Source organism: Photobacterium panuliri (assembly GCF_059920555.1).
The window spans coordinates 935,119-953,819 of sequence record NZ_CP197193.1; the positions used below are offsets into that span (position 1 = coordinate 935,119).

The following is an 18,701-nucleotide window of genomic DNA, read 5'->3' on the forward strand; positions in this document are numbered from 1 at the left end:
GAGGCAAGCTATGGACTTCTATGACAAAATGCATCTTCGCGGCAAAGCCGAAGAGGATCTCTTTTTCGCACGCCTCGACAAAATCCTGATTGATGCAATGCACGAAAAACAGGCCAAAGAGCAAGCCCATCAAGATCATGGGCACTTGCCTGAACAACCATTTGAGAGTACTGACAACAACTAACCCACACTTTCCCTTTGTGCTCTGACAATGTGTTGCAAAATACGCCGATTGAATCATCCATCGGCGATGGTTGTTCTTTACAGTTTGTTACACTTCCCCCTATTGCTGAAATACGTGTCTGATGGTCTACTCAAGCCATCTAAGCAATAGAAGGCAATATACATTAATGGACGACCCCTTCAGTCGAACGACTATTTTTACTCCCTTTACTCATGGCTCTGTTTCAGACCATTCTTCTCATGATTTACCCACTGTTATTGCGGCAGCCTCATTCTCAGAGGTGACCCAATGATTGAGTTATTTCTCCAGCCTGAAACATGGTTTATTTTTGCAACACTGTTCACCCTTGAGATTGTCCTTGGAGTAGACAATGTCGTATTTATCTCCGTGCTGTGTGAACGCCTACCCGAGCACCAACGTAAATTTGCCCGCAATTTAGGTATCGCCCTTGCGGTCATTGCCCGAATCGGCTTGGTATTTTCAATTAGCTGGGTTATGTCGCTAACTCAACCACTGTTGAGTCTGGGTGAGTTCGCCTTTACTGGCAGGGAATTGATCATGATTGCCGGGGGGGGCATTCCTCTTGGCCAAAAGCCTCAAGGAACTATGGATTTGGCTGACCGCTTCCGACACTGCGCATGCCAGCAAAGTGAGAGCAAGCATTACCTTAATTTTGCTTCAAATTGTTGCTGTCGATGCGGTTTTCTCTATGGACTCTGTCATCACTGCGGTTGGACTGACGGATGATGTTCCGGTAATGGTTGCGGCGATTCTTTCCTCTGCCGTAGTCATGGTATTGTGCGCCGAGAAAATCAACGATGCGGTCATGCGCTATCCCGGGCTCAAAACGCTCGCCCTGCTGTTCTTGGTACTGCTAGGAGTTATGTTGATGGCTGAAGGTTTCGCCATCCACTTCAACAAAGGTTATGTCTATTTCGCCATGGCTTTCGGTTTAGTAATGGAATGTTGTCACATTAAGCTCAACAGCAAAATCAACAAACCAGCCATCAAACCGATACAGCCTCGCCTTGCACCTGCGCAATACTAAGCCGAAAAAGCAACCTCCCAGCATTCGCTGGGAGGTAAAGCATCAATCACGATTAGGCTGCACCCGACAGGGTGAATAAAATCAAGCCTCAAGCGGCGCTCGCCAGTCATCAGCGCCCGATGTGCCAGACACAGTATGTTCCCAATCAATCTTACGATAAGCCATAGATACCTCTATAAGCTGAGTAAAATCAGATTTCATAGGATCCTGACAATGAGGCATTTGACAGTCGATATCAACGATAGTGGCATCTGTCAGCGTCGTGGTAAAGAAGTGTTCTTGCTTACCTTCTACGGATGTACGGTACCAGCGCAATTGTACGTTCGGTAACATTTCACCCGATGCAAGCGCGTTATACATCAACGGGATAGATTTATTCAGCGCCACCGTAAACTTAAATGGCTTATGAACACGCTGGCCTGCAGGCTGCCCTGATTGCGGATCCGTCGGCACGGTAACAATATGATCAAACGCCTGCACCAGCATCTCGTCTTCATGGCCTTCCACATAAATGTTACCGACAGAATCAGCAGTGAATGAACCCGCAGTGATATTGCCCTGAGTGCGGCCCTGAATAGATATATAGCAAGGAGTTGGCATTGTAATATCCTTTTTCAATGGAATAGTTGCGAAATTGCACCATCAATAACGCGAAAACCATGCCAACCACCGATAACAATACAAGCAATTGATTTTATTTAATTTAATAAAAATAGACACTGAGTAACACAACCATAAGAAGCAACTTATTGCCCGCCTCAAGCAATAAGTTGCCCAATAAGCAATATCTTGCCCAGTAACACTTAATCCCCGTAAGGGGCAAAGTTAATGCCATAACCATAGGCATCATTTTGAGCTGCTTGCTTTGGCTCGGTTTTATATACTCTTAAGTCACCACGCACATCGCAACCAGCATCTCGTCCAATTTCAGACACCATATCGAAAATCTGCTCTTCGGTTTCTACCCAAAGGTTCACCGACATAAACACACGCCCGTTACGGCAATCAAAATGCCGATCCAAATTATGCGCAACACCTTCTGTAATCACGGTGAAATGCGAAAACATCGATACCTCCCTGTCAAAATGTATGCCTAAGTACTCTCATACTTTAATCGACCAAGGTATTCACTTTCCACATCGATATATTAAATTGAGGCAGAACCCTCTGTTTAATGCAAAAAAAACGAGCCAGCTTTAACTGACCCGTTTTTCCTCAATCACATAATCAACCAAGGCTTTACTTTCGACGGCTTTTTTGGGCAAGTTTCCGCTTATTCTTTGCTTTTGCCTTTTCTTCCGCGGACTTCGTTCGCATGCGGCCACCGGTTACAAATCCAGTCTTTTTGAGCAGTGCTTTACCCTCACTGGAATTTATATATGCACGCGCTTCGCTGTGACCTGCATCAGCCGATTGTTGCAACAACAAGTGCAGCGGTTCAGGAATCGCAACATTACGGTTTTGTTTAAACGCCTCAATAGCTTTCATCGCCATTGAAAACTGAACCTGTGCAAGATCATCCCCTGAAGCAACTGTCGAAGCGACATAACGGTAAATTTTGCGTAACTCGTCATAGTGACCTTGGGCGGCACAAACTGCATCGAAAAGCTCACGCTGATAAAAAATGCAATCAGGTAAGTCTGAATAGCTCGCCACCATTTGCTTAACCATCTCATCAGGCGACAACTCCTTGTTACCCCAGCCATTTCCCTGCTGAATAGCAACAATAAACTCAATGCCTGGGGCACGTTTAGCGACAGCAGTAATCACCGCACTGCGCAAGGCCTTGACTGCCCCCTCACACTCTGGCGTTTGCCGTAGGCTCTGCAATTTCTCAAACGCATCAAGAGTAAACGCAGCCACTTGATTGACTTCAAGCCCTTTAGCAAGCCACGTTAAGTAACGAGACTTATCACGCTGGCTATCACGTTTTTGCAAACAGCACAGCGCCTCATGAAGGCCTTTATCCGCAGCCTGCTCAATCAATTGCCAACCACGAGTCTGCTCACTATTCTGCTGAAGGTAGAGACCAAAAGCCAAGGCAGCCTGCCCGTCATCATCATGCTCAAGAGCTTTTTTAAAACACATTTTCGCATCTCGGGCTGATGTTTCAGGCAACTTACCGGAAGCGTAACTCTTGGCCAATAGCAACCAAGACTGAGGTTGACCTTGACTGTGTGCCTTTTCCAACCAGTAGGCAAGATCGCGTTGCCAATCAGCATAAATAGTTTTAGACCACCATTTATTCGCCCCTGTCTCTACCTTGCTAGCTAACTGCTCGTAAAAATGCTCAGCCAAGGCATAGCTCGCATCACGCTGGCCAGACAGAGCTTGCTCGACCAGTTCAGATAATGCAGACTCCGCAGGTTTTATCCACTCAGATGTAGGAGCAACCTCAGAGCCCCCTAGTTTACTGGCAAGGTATTTCGCCACATCATGCAAATCACGCATCAAATTTTCCATGCGCGACGCTGAAACACTCAACTTTGCAACAAAGTGGCCATTGATTTCCGTTAAGTGCACTGACCGGTTGCCCGCCTCACGCAGTGTGTGCATAACGTCAATCACCCAAGACTCAACCTTTCCGGATGTCTCCAGCATATTGATTTTGTTACGTAACTCTCCATGAACAGGCGGACGTAGCCGCAAATATTTCCCCAATTCATGGCAAGCTAACTCAACAAACAATCGCATTTTGGCCAAACTTGCCTGACTATCGCTATACAGGTACTTTTCTGCCTGTACCGCTTGCTGATAGAGCTCTATAAACTCATAGCGCAAAAAGTCAAAGTTGCCCGTTGCCATTTTTTCATGCGAATAATCATTAGCCATCATATTGAAGTTACACACCATACGAACCATCACATACTCTTATCTTCCAATATTGTCGTAATCATAATGATTATAATGTTAGCCATGCACTTTATAAGCTTGCGAACATCAACTTATATTGAGTAGATCATGGCAATCTAAATCCTCACAAGCGATAGTATTTTACCTTGCCTAGAATATCTTCACCGTTTACAATATCAGCCCAATTTTATACCTAGTAAGAATTTAAATGTCTGATGAAAACAGATTCTAAAACACTTATCATTGGTAATTACTGCTGGAGTGTTGGTTCTCGCGCTTTATACCATAAGAAAGATTTAGATAATGGAGTTACAAAAGAATCTTTGACGTTAACTCAAAAGCAATATGATTTACTTCTTTGTTTGTATAATGCTCACCCTGTAACAATGGATAAAGAGTCTATTGTTAATGCGATTTGGGGTTCTAGACCTATCTCGGCTGAAAGTTTACCGCAAATTATTACTCGCACACGCCAAATACTCGAAGATAATGATAAATCTATTATTGTTAACAAACCAGGTGTAGGCTATATGCTTAATTTTTCAACTTATGAAAATGTTGAAAAATGCATTATAGATGAGGCGAGTAAAGCAGAAACACACGAAAACGAGACTAAGACAAAAAATCCCTTGTGGCGCATTGTTTTCACTGTACTAATCATAATGACGATTTTTCAATCATGGCGATTAGGTTCGGCAATTCATTATAAAAACCTCTACATGGATATGATATTTAACACGCCATACCCATACACCGAGAAAAAACCAAACAGCAAAGACATAATAGTAACATTAGATAAACATGAATGTATTTATACCCAAGGAAAACAATTACTTTCCTGTAAATAAAATATTTTTATTAATAATATTGATCGCTGTTAACATTTGCATTTATATTGCAACGCAATCTCAGTCATCACGATGGATTGGTACTGTTGAAATACCATCTCATCATTGGTTTGTTAACACAAATCAATTTATGAACACACTAGATTCAAATGCTACTTATTTTTCATTAAAAGATCGCCTCACTGAAGGTAAGAGTATTCATTTTCATTATGATTTTGAAAGAATAGGTGACAATAAAATTTTAGTCATCAATGAAAAAATGCAAACTAAAATACGTAGAAATCGTAGTTACTATTTAGACGACCAATGCAGCTTAATGTTTAGCGGTCGTGATAAGATGACCGTATATAATGTTGCTCTTAAATGTAAATATTAACATATGGGAATTGGATGGCCGTACTATTCCGGCCTACCATGTTGTTCAATCTAAATAAATGTTATTTACATAATTTACAGAAGATGTGTTTTCATTTCTTTTATGCTTACGTTCCACTGATAGCATTTCTGTTAAAAATCGTTTTTTAACAGAATGCAAATGCAAATCGTGCTGTTTTTTTATCTCAATCCGTAATTTAGTTTTATTATCAGCCACAGCTGATTCTCCTAACACTTTGAATGCTGTTTACTATGCTTGATGAAAAATTCACATTAACAACGATGTAATTACAAGTCAGTCACAGTGATATCTTGCGAGATCCAGTACTCATTTCCCCCCTTCACCCGCTTTGACTGAATTTGTACTTTTTCATAAACCTCTACGGGCAGTGCTTTTCTTAATTTACCATTAATTACACTACGAATAGGTTGAATGAACTCTTTTTCCATCGGCTTCAGTCCAGACAAGTTCTTATCTCGCCAATCCATCTCATCACATAGACCAAAGGTTTTATAAACTCGCTGGTCACCTTTCATTAAGCTATATGTAGATAAAAATGCCATACTTGGTTCAATACTGTCGATAAAACATCGGTCTACGAGAACCTTTTTCTGATTCTCTCGAGAAATATACTGGTACAACGCTAACTCTTTCGCAGTCAGTTTGATATCAACCCCCAACACTGAAAGGGTTAGTGCATTGTTAGATAACTGCACAGAGGCAACCTGATCAGCGGCATTCATCCGGGCAACTGTTTTGGTAAACGATGCTTCTTCTATCTGACTAATCAGATCATCTTCGAACTTCTTACGCATACGAACAAAAGGAATTTCCGCCAATGTAACCACTGCATCCTTGGTGTTTAACAGGCTATAGTCCGTTTTACCGACAATAAAATTGTCTGTTTTCGTCGGGTAATAAAAATCGGGGACAAATTCAAATTGATCATTAACAAAGACGTGGCTCAGCGAATCTTGTTCACGACCAAGCAAAGACATCGCATAGCCCATATAGAACGCCATCGTTTTGCGGCCCCCTGCAATTGATGCATGGATAGCGGTATTCGCATCCGCCGTCAACTCTGCCACCTTACGGGTGATAAAATTCGCCATGTAAGACTGGTCTTCTTCCCCCTTGGCATCAAAAACAGGTTTGCCCTGCTCGTCTTCAATCAGCCAAATATGGCTTTCATCAAACTTAACGGCAGGCATGCCGTACTCATCATATAGCGCCTGCAGATGCCCACGCGTGAACAAGCCATCGACAAGCATATGTTTAGCATTTTCAGTTGTGATTACGTAGAGTTCGTCTGGATACGTTTTACCCTGAGTGTATAGCGCATATAAGGTCTCTGTGATGACCTGAGGCGTTGCACCTGTTGTACAGAGAAGAATATTTTTCATTATTGTTAGTACCTTGATATAAACCAGTTGTCAGGGATTTACCGTCAATCTGGTATCCCATACCACACCAACGTAATCATTTTGATTCTTACACCAAACCAAATCAATGACACAATCATACTACTCAAAAGCAGTAGATGCTAGTTCATAAGCTTGTGAAAATTCAATTTACTGCTCACCCTGGTATAAGTTGTGCCGAAGCCGAAACTCGTTTTGAAAAAGCGAGGATATGTCAAATAAGTCCGGCAAAAGAGTACTAACAGGCATAGAGAAACTAAACTTACAAACAGCTGATATTAAATCTCACTCATAATATGAAATTGACATCCTCTCAAAACAGCCATTCCTAAATACTTTAAACATCAAAGCTTTACTAATTCACAATTACTAAACGCTATCTTTCACCAAAGACATTTCCCATGAAAAAACAAATGCTTAATTGATTATATTTTTTGTAATTGACCTATAATCAAAATTTTCGCTGCCCCATAACAGCCCCAAACCACCTCCCGCCCCCTATGGCAATCTCCACCCACCGCAAACTCCCAAACCAACGCTATACTTTCTTTTCATCTGCACTCTTTATCATCCAATGGAGGTATCGCGTGATCAAACATTTGGCAAAGGTGGTTCCTCTCGTTGCTGTATTTGTCTGTGGCGGTGCTCTTTCCCCGTTCGCCAACGCCGACGACCAGTTTGAAATAGGCAAAGAAAAAGCCAAAGTGTGTATGACTTGCCATGGCGAGAACGGTATTTCCAGCATCGAGTCCTACCCTAACCTCCGCGGCCAAAAGATGACCTACCTCATCACTTCTTTAAAGAGCTATCAATCCCGTGAACGTTCCGGCGGATTGGCCGTTCTGATGCACCAGCAGGCAGATGCTCTGTCTGAGCAAGATATGGAAGATATTTCCTATTACTACTCAAAACTGGGTTCAGACAATTCAAACTAAGTGGTGGCTTCATGACTGAGATATCGGCGCAGTACAACGTGAAAATAGTGAAATATTTCGTTGTTGCCGCTATGGCATGGGCTGTCATCGGAATGACCATCGGGGTGATTCTTGCCGCGCAGCTTTATTGGCCGGTTTTGAATTTCGACTCCCAATATATCCAGTTCGGTAGACTAAGGCCGCTGCACACATCAGGGGTAATTTACGGCTTTGTCGTCAATATGCTGATGGGCACATCACTCTACATTGCTCAGCGAACCGGTAAATGCGAGCTGTTCAACCAAAGCCTTGCATGGATGGTGTTCTGGGGCTGGCAACTAATCCTGCTACTGGCAGTTATCAGCCTGCCGTTGGGTTATACCACCTCAAAAGAATACGCCGAGCTAGAATGGCCCATCGATCTGCTTATTGTACTGGTATGGGTTCTTTATGCCGTTTTGTTTTTTGGTACTCTGGCTAAACGCACGACCAAGCATATTTTTGTTGCCAACTGGTTTTTCGCCGCCTTCATCATCGTGATCGCGATGATCTTTGTCGTCAACAACCTTGCCCTTCCCGCCTATTTCATGAAGTCCTACTCTGTTTTCGCGGGAGCGCAAGATGCCATCGTACAATGGTGGTGGGGACATAATGCCGTCGGTTTTTTGCTGACCGCCGGTCTTATTGGCATGAACTACTATTTTATTCCCAAAGCTGCCGACCGACCGATTTACTCCTACCGCCTTTCTATCATTCATTTCTGGGGGCTCGTCGGCTTTTATACCTGGGCCGGGACTCACCATCTCATTTACTCTTCCGTGCCGGTCTGGGTGCAGAATATCGGGATAGTCATGTCTCTGATCCTCTGGCTACCGTCTTGGGGAGGCGCATTCAATAGCGCAATGACCTTGCTACAAAACAAGCAGAAGCTCAAAACAGACTACATCATGCTGTTTTTCTTCTCGGCAATTATCTACTACTGCTTGGCAACGTTCGAGGGCCCACTTTTAGCTATCCGCTGGTTCAATATGATTGCCCACAACTCCGAATGGGTCATTGGCCATGTCCACTCCGGCGCGCTTGGCTGGGTAGGTATGTCAGGCATTGCAATGTTCTACTATTTTATCCCCCGCCTGTGGGGCAAAGAACAGCTATGGTCTAGCAGGCTCATAAAATGGCATTTTTGGTTGGCCCATGCTGGCGTGTTGCTCTACGCCGTTGCATTGTGGATCGCGGGAATCGGCGAAGGCTACATGTGGCTGGCGCAGAGCGATAACGGTGAGCTGATATACAGTTTTGTCGAGGCCATGAACTTCAAAGCCCCTTGGCTGTTCCTTCGCTTTGTTGCCGGTGTCCTGTTTGTTCTCGGACTAGTACTGATGGTTGTCAATCTTGTCAAAACCGTGCGAAGCCCAGCGGTTTTAATGGCCAAGGAGGCATAAGTCTATGAGTGCCGATTTTACCAAATCCGTCTTCATTCTGATCATCACCACCATTGCCGTCGCCGCGTTTTCACTGTTGGTATGGGTTGTCCCTAACCTGATGGAGAGCGATAAATTACGCGCCCAAAGCCAAGCCAAGCCGCTAACGGCCATCGAAGTAGCCGGACGGGATATTTACATCAGTGAAGGTTGCCATGTTTGCCATACCCAAATGGTACGACCGCTTGATCCGGAGGTTAAGCGCAACGGACGTCCAAACCAAGAATCTGATGATATTTATGAATTCCCCAACCTATGGGGTTCAAAACGTACCGGCCCGGATCTCACCAATCTAGGCCGTAAATACTCCGACCAATGGCATGCCATTCACCTGATCAACCCTCGACAAGTCGTTCCTACCTCAATCATGCCTGCTTATCCGTGGTTGTTTGAACAAGCACTAACCGGCGATGAAATTGAAGACAAAATGGAAGCACTTCGCACTCTCGGCGTCCCCTACAGTGACGAAGATATTGCCAATGCCCGATTGCAAGTCAGAGGGAAATCCAAAGGCGAGGCTTTGATCCGTTATTTGCAAAGCTTAGGTGTTGATACATCAGAGGGGGCATACTAATGAGCATGTTCTGGAACCTGTGGGCAATAATCCTCACCCTCATCTTCCTCGCTTTGATGCTATACGTCATCGTGAAATACTGGCGTTCGAATCACACCGCGAGTGAAAAGACCGTCATCGGTACTTTTGATGATATTAAAGAGACAGATGCTCCACCACCCAGATTACTTTTCACGGCATTCTTTATCGCCTTCGTTCTGTCTGCGGGTTATTTGCTCCTGTATCCGGGCCTTGGTAATTGGAAAGGCTTAATTGATTGGCAGCAAAGTGATGACAAACTCAGTAGACCAACCACCAGCTTGGACGATCAATTTGAAAGCATCAACGATACTGGACTACTCAATCTGGCCAAGCACCCGGATATTGTCGCATCAGGACAAATTCTGTTTCAGACCCATTGTGCAGCTTGCCACCGTAGCAACGCCCAGGGTGCCAAGCATTTCCCAAATCTCATCGATAATGTCTGGCTCTACGGCAGTTCGGACGAAGCCATCATCCACTCTATAGAACTGGGGCGAAACGGAGCAATGCCGGGCTGGGTTGATGTCCTCAACCCGGATCAAATCGCAAAAATGTCCTACTATCTGGCCTCGCTCAACCAGCGTCATACCGATGTCCCTCCAGTCAAGGTGGAACTGGGCAAAAACTTATTTATGCAATACTGCGCCTCTTGTCACGGTGACGGTACCATCGCTAATCAAGCAACAGGAGTGCCCATGCTCTCTGATGCCGTTTGGCTTCATGGCGGCAGCATCAAAGAGATCCAACATACTATCCGCAATGGGATCAACAATGTGATGCCCGCCTTCGGCAAACAGCTAGCCTATAACGAAATTCTGGCGCTAGGTGCATTTATCACCAAAGCGCGTCTGGATGAAGACGCCAAACTTGCCAAACTCGATAAGGACGCTGTTAAACGCGGTGAGTACCTTGCCCATGCCGGTGACTGTGTGGCCTGCCACAGTGCGGAAGGGGGACAACCTTTTGCTGGCGGACTTCCCTTTGTCACCCCCTTTGGCACTGTATACTCAACCAACATAACCCCCCATGTCAGCGAAGGGATCGGCAACTACAGCTACGATGATTTCAAGGCGGCTTTGGTGGACGGCAAAGGCCAGCACGGTTATTTGTATCCTGCCATGCCCTATACCTCCTACCAGTATGTCACCGAACAGGATATGAAAGATCTGTGGGAGTATATGCAATCCATCACTGCGGTATCACGCCGCAATGATCAAAACCAAATGATGTTTCCCTCTAATATCCGGCTAGGGCTGCTTGGCTGGAATTTGGTCTTTATGGATACCGCACCATTAGATTTAACCTTGCCTTCCCAGCTAAATGGCAAAGTTAATGATGTCGAAAAATGGCAACGGGGGAAGTATCTGGTGGTGGGGTTCGGGCATTGCTCTGAGTGCCACAGCCCACGAAATATCGCACAGGCAATAATCAGTGAGCGAATTTTCCAAGGTAACATTATCGATGGCTGGAATGCGCCTGATATCACTGTCACCGAACTCTATACCGACGGTTGGGATCTCTCCTCCCTCACCGATTTCCTGCATACCGGCCACTCTAGCAAAGGGTCTGCGTTTGCTGGCATGGCCGATGTTATCAAAAACAGCCTGAGCCTAATGGACCGCAGCGATATCGAAGCGATGTCCTATTACTTGCTTGCTGGTGACACCCATAATTTTTTGGCCGATGGCGCAATACGCCTCAAACCATCAGGCTTTACTGAGGATGCCTACCAAAAGGCTATCTATACCACTTACAACCAGACCTGTGGTGCTTGCCACGGTGAAGACGGCAAAGGCCGACCACCGATCGCCCCAACCCTTTACAACAACGGTATCATCATGCACCGCGATCCATTTAATACTATCGCTGTTACCATCCGAGGCCTACAACCAACCTATCTCGATAAAGACCGAAACTTTATGCCAATGGCCAGCTTCGAGGATATCCTATCAGATCAAACGCTTGCTGATTTAATCACTTTCGTGCGCCTCTACCTTGGTGCACGAGAAGAACCGGTAACAGCCGAGCAGGTCAAAACCGTCCGTGAGAAACTGGAGAAAGCTGGTTACACCGGAGGCCTGCATACCACACCGTACATGTACGAACAGCGCGATCCTGGGGTGGATGTGGAATAACGGGTATTCTGTTAGATCCCAATCAGAGTACAGCACACTAAAAACGCCTGTGATAACAGGCGTTTTTGTAAGCCAATTGCTCTATTGTCGTAATGCGTGATACCAAAAATCCATCGTTTTACTTGATACTGTGCCATGCTTTTCAGCTTCATTAACACAAGCCCTACAGAACGACGCTGCAACATTGTGATTGCCCAATAAAGACAAACTTCGGATTATCCGGCTAATACGTAATTGATTATGATTGTTCGGCTTAAGCCATTCATGACTTTGAGGCGCTAACTCCCCAGTAACATGAACCATCTCGCCATTGCGCGCCATGCCATAGTATTCCAACATCATATCCAGTGCTTGCAAATGGCGATTACGCAAATCGATATGATCTGAAAATGCCATACGATCTTCGTCTGTCACCAATGGCGCATGACGATTAAATTTATGCCCCTCGTCCATCGGAAACAACATCTGAATATACTTATGATCATGCTCTAACCAAAAATGGTTATGAGCTAGTAATTCATTAATGTACCGACCAAATACATCGGGCACTTCGTTGCGGAAAAAACGGGTGATAACACTCATAAACGAATAAAACCAATGATGAATAAGTCTAGCAATCCTTTATTTTCCACACGCCATTTTTCACAACTAGGGCTGAATGATATACCTTATGTTGGCATTTTGGGCATACCGATGAAGAACACTTATCAATATACTCTTCATCGAAATCATCCAGATCTAAATTCACCGAACCACGCATCCAATCTTGGTATATTGTTCCGCACTTTTCACACACAACTTCAATATCTTCAATTGGCATACTCATGCTTATTTTCCTTTTCTTTTATTTAATAGCCCAATTTAAGCAACTAATTCTTCTAATCTATCAAGGCAGGCACTTACGGCACCGTTGGCAACCGAGTCTTCTATCAAACCATCCATAAATCGCTCCCGTCGAACCAAGCTAATGAGCCAGCACAGTGACTGCCGCATTGTTGCGTCGGCAAACCATACTGAAGGAGGGAGATCGTCATACCAAGGCTTACTTGCAAAAATCTCATCGTAATTAATTTGGTCTATCATCAAATCATAGTGATACACCAGTCCATAAATATTAACCCGACCAACGTCACCCAAGTCGATTTGACGCTTCACCTCACTAATAAACCCCTTGATATGCGCTCGTTTGGGGCGACGCATTAGCCACAACGCGATATCTTCAATATGATGTCGCCATGCTAATTTCTGCCGCCAATGCACGGGGATGGCCGCTCCGCCATAATAGGCGCCCGCCAACTGCCCATAAATAGCAGCCGTAGTATCGGCATCCTCACCCAAATTAGCCGCAAGCAAGGCGCCTTGCTCAAAACTCGTGCTGTGGGCAAAGCACCATAGCGCCGCTTCCAAAGAGGCAACCACAAAACCAGAACCATGAATGCCATCACGCGTTTTATCGATATAGCTCCCTTGCGCGATATGACGGATGTCTGAATGACAGTCCGGCCTCAATGCCAAATAATCCGCCAATGCATGCTCTAAAAACATCTGCGGGCTTTGTTCATCCGCGGTATTAAGCAATCGGTGAATAAGCATAGTCATTAACTCACACGCTTGAACACAACGACTTTCACCATGTGTTGTACGGCTACTTTCCGCCGCCGCTTCCATCGCCACCGATACGCACTGATCCCGATAAAACAAGGCCAAAGGTGCGATGCGCATCAAACTACCATTTCCGGCACTGTACTCATCCGTGACGCCACTGTATGCCTTACCGGTCACTTGATGCCTTACAAGCGCATTACGTACTGTATTGCCAATATCAAAACAGCGCCCCGTACATGAGTTCTCACCGTGCTGGTACCAGCGGGTATAACGCTCTAGCTGATCCTTGAGGTCATTGCCCCCCTTCTCGATCAAACTATCCGCAAGGCATAGCATCATCGCCGTGTCATCTGTCCATTCGCCGGGGTTTAATCCAAAAGGGCCACCACCGACAATATCGGTCAAAGGGCTATAGCTATCCTTGGGTTTAAACTCCAACGTCGTCCCCAAAGCATCACCACATGCCAGCCCAAGAAGCGCACCTCGCCCTGCCAATAACATCTTTTCTTCTTTTAGCATCTTGCCATTCCAAGCCAAAATCTCTCATCAATGCTGGCGACAAATGACACAGCACTATACTCACCACTGAATAGTCCAGCTCAGATAATAGTAATACTCATTTTGAGTACATGGGATTTAATAAGCTTACGATTTATGGCTCCCATCAATAATTTTATCCCCCTCCGCTGAATACATAATCATCATCATAGCCCTGTAAAAAAGCCGATCACCGCCAAAACATTTTATGTATCACACCCAGTAGGTTACACTTCACAACAAGTCTGCAAGTTACGGCAAAGCCACGGCTATCGTTTTCTTGCCCTATTTGAATTCCGCCAGCTACGCATTGGTTAACCCCATGTGGGCGAGCAAGCATAGAGTTTTACCCATGAGTAACACAATCCAGTGGTTTCCGGGCCACATGCACAAAGCCCGTAAAGAGATCGAAGAAGTCCTGCCGAAAATCGATGTGATCATCGAGGTACTGGATGCCCGCATTCCGTTCAGCAGTGAAAACCCGCTGATCAAAACCTTCCGTGAAAAGAACAACAAGCCCGTTGTGAAGGTATTGAATAAACGTGATCTGGCTGATCCTGAAATGACCCAACTGTGGATCGAGCACCTTGAGAAAGAGCAAGGTGTAAAAGCAATGGCTATCACCACGGAAAACATCAACGAAGTCCACAAGATCACCGAGCTTTGTCGCAAACTGGCCCCTAACCGCGAAGAAATGGGCAAAAACATTCGCACCATGATCATGGGGATCCCTAACGTCGGTAAATCCACCATCATCAATACCCTAGCTGGCCGTGCAGTTGCTGTAACCGGTAACCAGCCAGCGGTAACACGTCAGCAGCAGCGCATTAACCTGCAAAACGGTATCGTGCTGTCGGATACCCCGGGAATTTTGTGGCCGAAAGTGGAAAACCCACACAGTGGTTTCCGCCTTGCCGCTACCGGTGCCGTCAAAGACACGGCAATGGACTACATCGATGTCGCATTCTTTACTGTTGAATATCTGGCACAGGCATACCCTGAACTGCTGAAAGCACGTTACGATATCGACGAAATGCCAGAATCCGAAATCGAAATGATGGAAGAAATTGGCCGTAAGCGCGGCTGTCTGAAATCTGGCGGCCGCGTGGATCTGCACAAAGCGTCCGAGATCCTAATCAACGAACTGCGTAACGGCACTCTTGGCAATATCACGATGGAACGCCCAGAAATGATCACCCAAGAACTTATCGATGTAGCTATTGAAGCCGAGCGCAAGGCCGAGGAAAAAGCCAAAGTAAAAGAAGAACGCCGCAAGCGTTACCTTCGCAACAAACGTTAATTGGTTGTCTATCCATTGCCTATCAAGCCACACTATCCAGTGTGGCTTTTCTTTAGCTAATAACGTACAGCCTGAGTGTGAAATTTTTATTTATAACAATCGCTTCTCATAAAATAACACTTTTCTTTCAAGCTTTTTTCGGCTCTATCTCTGATCACCAATTTACAGTGGTCGACATAAAAAGATAAGATTCAAGAAACTTATCAGCACACTGCTGGTCTGTATATAGCCTGTAACCATTACTCCTCCGCCAAGAGCCATAAATGCAACTGAACAGACAACATATCAACAATACCAAAATCACCCTATGTCTGGTGCTGTTTGTGGTATTGCTCTGTTCAGGACAACATGCCGGTATACTGCAAAGCTGTAGTGATATGATGGCCCAAAACAGCGCCGAGCCCCCTGTTTTCAATTCTGCTCTGCCATCAGGAAGCGCAGCAACCCCACTTGCTGACATTACCTCGAAAGCACATGAAAACACCGAGGATGGCTCAGGCTGTTCACTGGCGGAAAAACTGCTTCAGCATCATCAGCAGCAAGTTTCCCAAGCTATTGTCTGCTCAATGCTCCTGCTGCTGGTTATTGCGATCATAGCAAGCCCTGCCCTGTCGTTTCCAATCACCACCGAGCCCATAGCCCCCTCACGACGGCGACACTTAACCTTGTGTGTCTTCAGAGAATAAAAAGCAACGCCCCTCGACTCAGTACCATATGCTTTCTCAGTGAGAAGGCCCGCTATTGCTTTTTTCGGAGATACTCCATTGAACACATCGAACCACTGGCGATTAACGCTTTCCGCCATGATCATTATTTTGGTCGGCCTGCTGCTACCACTGGCCACCCAAGCCGCGACATATTCTACTGGTTGGTTGCAAAACCCGGATCATCCGCCCATCCAGCTAAGGTACATGCTTACCGGTCAACACGATACTAAGACAAAAACAGTAGAAGCCCTGCTCGAAGTCAAGCTAGAGGGTGACTGGAAAACCTACTGGCGCAGCCCCGGCGAAGGCGGTGTCGCCCCTTCTATCAATTGGGACCTATCCACCAACTTGAACCATGCTGACTGGTTCTGGCCAATGCCAGAACGCCATCATTTCCTTGGTGTGGAAACCCTTGGCTACAAGCACCGTATTATATTCCCAATGACACTGCACATTGATGATATGGCAAAGCCTGTTTTTCTATCGGGCAAACTCACCATGTCATCGTGTACCAATATTTGCGTGCTAACCCACTACGACATCTCGCTCGGTTTCCAACCCAGCCAACTCACGCTGGATGAGCCGGCCATGCACCTCTACAACCAGGGCATGGGGCAAGTGCCCAAGGCACAACCTAGTGTCAACGTTGAGGCCCTGTCATGGGACGCCAACGCGCAAGAGCTCACTATCGTCGCCAACAACCAACTTGGTTGGCATGCTCCTGATCTATTCGTCGACGCCAACGACAAAGAAATGGGATCCGTCTCATTCCAAACCCCAAGCATCACGGTTGATGGTCAGCAACTGCTGGCAACAATGAAAGCCAGTAGTTGGTTCGGTATTCCGGACTTACTCGGCAAATCGTTAAATATCACTTTCAGCGACAACGGATTTAGCGCAGAGGAAACCGCTGTTGCCAATGATCTACCTGTCACGCAGGAACATTCAAGCACTCTGGCAGAAACCATCGCTCTGGCACTGTTGGGCGGCCTCATCCTCAATATTATGCCGTGTGTACTGCCGGTTCTTGGTATGAAACTAAGCAGTGTTATCGCCGTTCAAGGATTGGCAAGGCGCCAGATACGCCTGCAATTTATCGCTTCAGCAGCCGGTATCCTGTTTTCGTTTTGGCTTCTCGCTGCATTTCTCGCCCTGCTAAAAATATCCGGGCAGGCACTTGGCTGGGGCATCCAGTTTCAAAGCCCATATTTTATCGGGGCAATGGTCATGGTGACTGCGGTATTTGCAGCCAACATGTTAGGGTTATTCGAAATAAGCCTGCCTAGCCGCTCTACGACTTGGCTGGCAAGCAAAGGCGATAATTCCTATCTTGGGCACTTCATCCAAGGCATGTTCGCCACCCTACTGGCAACCCCTTGCAGCGCACCATTTCTCGGCACGGCAGTTGCCGCTGCCCTGGGGGCAAATATCCTCACCCTGTTTGCGATCTTCACCGCACTGGCCATCGGCATGGCGTCCCCTTGGCTGATCATCGCCCTATTTCCGAGCCTAGCCAAGCAACTTCCCAAGCCCGGCAAGTGGATGGACTATGTCAAAACCCTGTTCGGAGTGATGATGTTAGCCTCTAGCGTATGGCTGCTCAGTCTGTTGGGTAACTTTATCGGGACTTCATCTGTCGTGCTTTTGTCTATCACCCTTGCTACGACCCTGCTATGGCAGCTAGGCAGGAAGAGAGGAAGACAATCGGCAGTTCTGGCCTTGAGCGGATTGATTCTTGTTTCTGGCAGCGGCCTTATCGCAAGTAGTTTGATTACCGACCAATGGGCAAAGCCCCTACCTCAGGATCATGCATGGCAACCGCTCGATATCGATTCGATACACCAAGCGGTCAATGCCGGTAAAACCGTCTTTGTCGATGTCACTGCCGACTGGTGCATCACCTGCAAGGTCAATAAAGTCAGTGTATTACTTCAAGATCCCGTCTTTTCGGCACTGGCGGACGACAATATCATCCGCATGCGAGGGGACTGGACCAAACCGTCCCCTTATGTCACCCAATATTTACGCGCCAATGGCCGGTACGGTGTGCCGTTCAATATCGTCTACGGGCCATCCGCCCCACAAGGGATCGCCCTGCCGGAACTTCTTACCAAGGAATCGGTAACCGACGCACTCAAACAGGCACAAGGAAAGCAATAATGGCCACTAAGACTCGCAGCGCTAGAAAGATACGGAATTGGCTGGGCGAAGCCATAAAAATACTGGTGTTCATCATGGTACTCACCACCGGACTCGACTATTGGCGGGGTAAAGATATCGCCACAGGCATCCCCCCGCAAATGGAAGGCAAAACGACCACCGGTGAATTCATTGACGTTACAGCCCTCAGCCAACAGCAGCCTGTTGTGTTGTATTTCTGGGCAACATGGTGCCCAATATGCAAATTTGTCAGCCCTGGGGTCAATTGGCTGAGCGAGGACGTTACTACGGTTTCTGTGGCATCGACATCGGGCGATGACCGTACGCTCAATGCCTACCGTCGCCACCATGACTTTCAATTTCCCGTCATCAACGACCAAGCAGGGCATCTCACCCAGCAATGGGGGATCAATGTGTTTCCTACCGTTGTTATTCTTTACCAAGGTGAAATAAAAAGCCTTACAACGGGCTTTACCACCCCTATGGGGATTTGGCTAAGAACCCAGTTAGCATACCTCTAAAAAAATAAGCCCGCCC

General features: G+C 46.2%; 18 protein-coding genes and 1 pseudogene. 11 read left to right on the forward strand and 8 right to left on the reverse strand.

The window, feature by feature from the left end; genetic code table 11:
• Positions 1-10 precede the first annotated feature (10 nt).
• Both ACSF8X_RS20515 and ACSF8X_RS20520 read left to right on the forward strand, forming a co-directional pair.
• On the forward strand, positions 11-184 hold the full coding sequence (locus ACSF8X_RS20515; RefSeq protein WP_169753891.1) for a hypothetical protein: 174 nt from the start codon (positions 11-13) through the stop codon (positions 182-184).
• Between the two features lie 288 nt (positions 185-472).
• A pseudogene (locus ACSF8X_RS20520) lies at positions 473-1,232 on the forward strand (TerC family protein).
• Between the two features lie 81 nt (positions 1,233-1,313).
• Here ACSF8X_RS20520 and ACSF8X_RS20525 read toward each other — a convergent pair.
• The 3 genes from ACSF8X_RS20525 to ACSF8X_RS20535 form a co-directional block, all read right to left on the reverse strand.
• On the reverse strand, positions 1,314-1,832 hold the full coding sequence (locus tag ACSF8X_RS20525) for an Hcp family type VI secretion system effector (RefSeq protein WP_047878249.1): 519 nt from the start codon (positions 1,830-1,832) through the stop codon (positions 1,314-1,316).
• Positions 1,833-2,035: 203 nt separating this feature from the next.
• Positions 2,036-2,299: a hypothetical protein gene (locus ACSF8X_RS20530; RefSeq protein ID WP_053062410.1), complete on the reverse strand. Its 264-nt coding sequence runs from the start codon at positions 2,297-2,299 to the stop codon at positions 2,036-2,038.
• Between the two features lie 172 nt (positions 2,300-2,471).
• Complete coding sequence (locus tag ACSF8X_RS20535; protein WP_500851278.1) at positions 2,472-4,094, reverse strand: DUF4145 domain-containing protein; 1,623 nt, start codon at positions 4,092-4,094, stop codon at positions 2,472-2,474.
• A gap of 206 nt (positions 4,095-4,300) precedes the next feature.
• Here ACSF8X_RS20535 and ACSF8X_RS20540 point away from each other — a divergent pair, with 206 nt between their 5' ends.
• Positions 4,301-4,933: a winged helix-turn-helix domain-containing protein gene (locus ACSF8X_RS20540; RefSeq protein ID WP_500851279.1), complete on the forward strand. Its 633-nt coding sequence runs from the start codon at positions 4,301-4,303 to the stop codon at positions 4,931-4,933.
• Positions 4,934-5,354: 421 nt separating this feature from the next.
• Here the strand turns inward: ACSF8X_RS20540 and ACSF8X_RS20545 are convergent, their stop codons facing one another.
• Together ACSF8X_RS20545 and csm6 are read right to left on the reverse strand one after the other, a co-directional pair.
• Positions 5,355-5,525 (reverse strand): hypothetical protein, encoded by a 171-nt coding sequence (locus ACSF8X_RS20545; RefSeq protein WP_500851280.1) that lies wholly within the window; start codon positions 5,523-5,525, stop codon positions 5,355-5,357.
• Between the two features lie 71 nt (positions 5,526-5,596).
• Positions 5,597-6,712: a CRISPR-associated ring nuclease Csm6 gene (gene csm6, locus ACSF8X_RS20550; protein ID WP_500851281.1), complete on the reverse strand. Its 1,116-nt coding sequence runs from the start codon at positions 6,710-6,712 to the stop codon at positions 5,597-5,599.
• Positions 6,713-7,338: 626 nt separating this feature from the next.
• Here csm6 and ACSF8X_RS20555 point away from each other — a divergent pair.
• The 4 genes from ACSF8X_RS20555 to ACSF8X_RS20570 are packed head-to-tail and all read left to right on the forward strand — an operon-like array spanning position 7,339 to position 11,855.
• On the forward strand, positions 7,339-7,665 hold the full coding sequence (locus ACSF8X_RS20555) for a c-type cytochrome (protein ID WP_500852136.1): 327 nt from the start codon (positions 7,339-7,341) through the stop codon (positions 7,663-7,665).
• 11 nt (positions 7,666-7,676) lie between these two features.
• Positions 7,677-9,086, forward strand: coding sequence for a cytochrome-c oxidase, cbb3-type subunit I (gene ccoN, locus ACSF8X_RS20560; protein WP_047878252.1), 1,410 nt, complete (start codon positions 7,677-7,679; stop codon positions 9,084-9,086).
• A gap of 4 nt (positions 9,087-9,090) precedes the next feature.
• The gene (gene ccoO / locus ACSF8X_RS20565; protein WP_047878253.1) at positions 9,091-9,699 is read left to right on the forward strand and encodes a cytochrome-c oxidase, cbb3-type subunit II; all 609 of its coding nucleotides are present in this window, start codon (positions 9,091-9,093) and stop codon (positions 9,697-9,699) included.
• Positions 9,699-11,855 carry a c-type cytochrome gene (locus ACSF8X_RS20570; protein WP_500851282.1) on the forward strand — a complete coding sequence of 719 codons (2,157 nt, stop codon included), beginning with the start codon at positions 9,699-9,701 and terminating at the stop codon, positions 11,853-11,855. The genes ccoO and ACSF8X_RS20570 overlap by 1 nt, the downstream gene beginning before the upstream one ends.
• Before the next feature lie 81 nt (positions 11,856-11,936).
• On the opposite strand, the gene ACSF8X_RS20575 is transcribed toward ACSF8X_RS20570, so the two are convergent.
• The 3 genes from ACSF8X_RS20575 to ACSF8X_RS20585 are packed head-to-tail and all read right to left on the reverse strand — an operon-like array spanning position 11,937 to position 13,979.
• Entirely contained in the window at positions 11,937-12,437 is a 501-nt protein-coding gene (locus ACSF8X_RS20575) for an opioid growth factor receptor-related protein (RefSeq protein ID WP_500851283.1), read from the reverse strand.
• 28 nt (positions 12,438-12,465) lie between these two features.
• Complete coding sequence (locus ACSF8X_RS20580) at positions 12,466-12,681, reverse strand: hypothetical protein (protein WP_047878256.1); 216 nt, start codon at positions 12,679-12,681, stop codon at positions 12,466-12,468.
• 35 nt (positions 12,682-12,716) lie between these two features.
• Positions 12,717-13,979 carry an ADP-ribosylglycohydrolase family protein gene (locus ACSF8X_RS20585; protein WP_500851284.1) on the reverse strand — a complete coding sequence of 421 codons (1,263 nt, stop codon included), beginning with the start codon at positions 13,977-13,979 and terminating at the stop codon, positions 12,717-12,719.
• A 370-nt stretch (positions 13,980-14,349) separates the two neighbouring features.
• Between ACSF8X_RS20585 and ylqF the strand changes: the two genes are divergently transcribed.
• The 4 genes from ylqF to ACSF8X_RS20605 all read left to right on the forward strand — a co-directional run bounded on the left by ylqF (position 14,350) and on the right by ACSF8X_RS20605 (position 18,685).
• Positions 14,350-15,297 (forward strand): ribosome biogenesis GTPase YlqF, encoded by a 948-nt coding sequence (gene ylqF, locus ACSF8X_RS20590; RefSeq protein ID WP_047878257.1) that lies wholly within the window; start codon positions 14,350-14,352, stop codon positions 15,295-15,297.
• A 263-nt stretch (positions 15,298-15,560) separates the two neighbouring features.
• Positions 15,561-15,983, forward strand: coding sequence for a hypothetical protein (locus ACSF8X_RS20595; protein WP_047878258.1), 423 nt, complete (start codon positions 15,561-15,563; stop codon positions 15,981-15,983).
• 117 nt (positions 15,984-16,100) lie between these two features.
• Entirely contained in the window at positions 16,101-18,164 is a 2,064-nt protein-coding gene (locus ACSF8X_RS20600; protein WP_500852137.1) for a protein-disulfide reductase DsbD family protein, read from the forward strand.
• Complete coding sequence (locus ACSF8X_RS20605) at positions 18,164-18,685, forward strand: protein disulfide oxidoreductase (RefSeq protein WP_500851285.1); 522 nt, start codon at positions 18,164-18,166, stop codon at positions 18,683-18,685. Before ACSF8X_RS20600 ends, ACSF8X_RS20605 begins: the two co-directional genes overlap by 1 nt.
• Positions 18,686-18,701 lie beyond the last annotated feature (16 nt).

Coding starts and splice junctions, on each gene's coding strand:
- ACSF8X_RS20530 (WP_053062410.1), bottom strand. CDS start 2,299: ATGTTTTCGCATTTCACCGTGATTACAGAAGGTGTTGCGCATAATTTG.
- ACSF8X_RS20540 (WP_500851279.1), top strand. CDS start 4,301: ATGAAAACAGATTCTAAAACACTTATCATTGGTAATTACTGCTGGAGT.
- ACSF8X_RS20600 (WP_500852137.1), top strand. CDS start 16,101: ATGATCATTATTTTGGTCGGCCTGCTGCTACCACTGGCCACCCAAGCC.
- ACSF8X_RS20605 (WP_500851285.1), top strand. CDS start 18,164: ATGGCCACTAAGACTCGCAGCGCTAGAAAGATACGGAATTGGCTGGGC.
- csm6 (WP_500851281.1), bottom strand. CDS start 6,712: ATGAAAAATATTCTTCTCTGTACAACAGGTGCAACGCCTCAGGTCATC.
- ccoN (WP_047878252.1), top strand. CDS start 7,677: ATGACTGAGATATCGGCGCAGTACAACGTGAAAATAGTGAAATATTTC.
- ACSF8X_RS20525 (WP_047878249.1), bottom strand. CDS start 1,832: ATGCCAACTCCTTGCTATATATCTATTCAGGGCCGCACTCAGGGCAAT.
- ACSF8X_RS20595 (WP_047878258.1), top strand. CDS start 15,561: ATGCAACTGAACAGACAACATATCAACAATACCAAAATCACCCTATGT.
- ACSF8X_RS20535 (WP_500851278.1), bottom strand. CDS start 4,094: ATGGTTCGTATGGTGTGTAACTTCAATATGATGGCTAATGATTATTCG.
- ACSF8X_RS20585 (WP_500851284.1), bottom strand. CDS start 13,979: ATGCTAAAAGAAGAAAAGATGTTATTGGCAGGGCGAGGTGCGCTTCTT.
- ACSF8X_RS20575 (WP_500851283.1), bottom strand. CDS start 12,437: ATGAGTGTTATCACCCGTTTTTTCCGCAACGAAGTGCCCGATGTATTT.
- ACSF8X_RS20580 (WP_047878256.1), bottom strand. CDS start 12,681: ATGAGTATGCCAATTGAAGATATTGAAGTTGTGTGTGAAAAGTGCGGA.
- ccoO (WP_047878253.1), top strand. CDS start 9,091: ATGAGTGCCGATTTTACCAAATCCGTCTTCATTCTGATCATCACCACC.
- ACSF8X_RS20515 (WP_169753891.1), top strand. CDS start 11: ATGGACTTCTATGACAAAATGCATCTTCGCGGCAAAGCCGAAGAGGAT.
- ACSF8X_RS20570 (WP_500851282.1), top strand. CDS start 9,699: ATGAGCATGTTCTGGAACCTGTGGGCAATAATCCTCACCCTCATCTTC.
- ylqF (WP_047878257.1), top strand. CDS start 14,350: ATGAGTAACACAATCCAGTGGTTTCCGGGCCACATGCACAAAGCCCGT.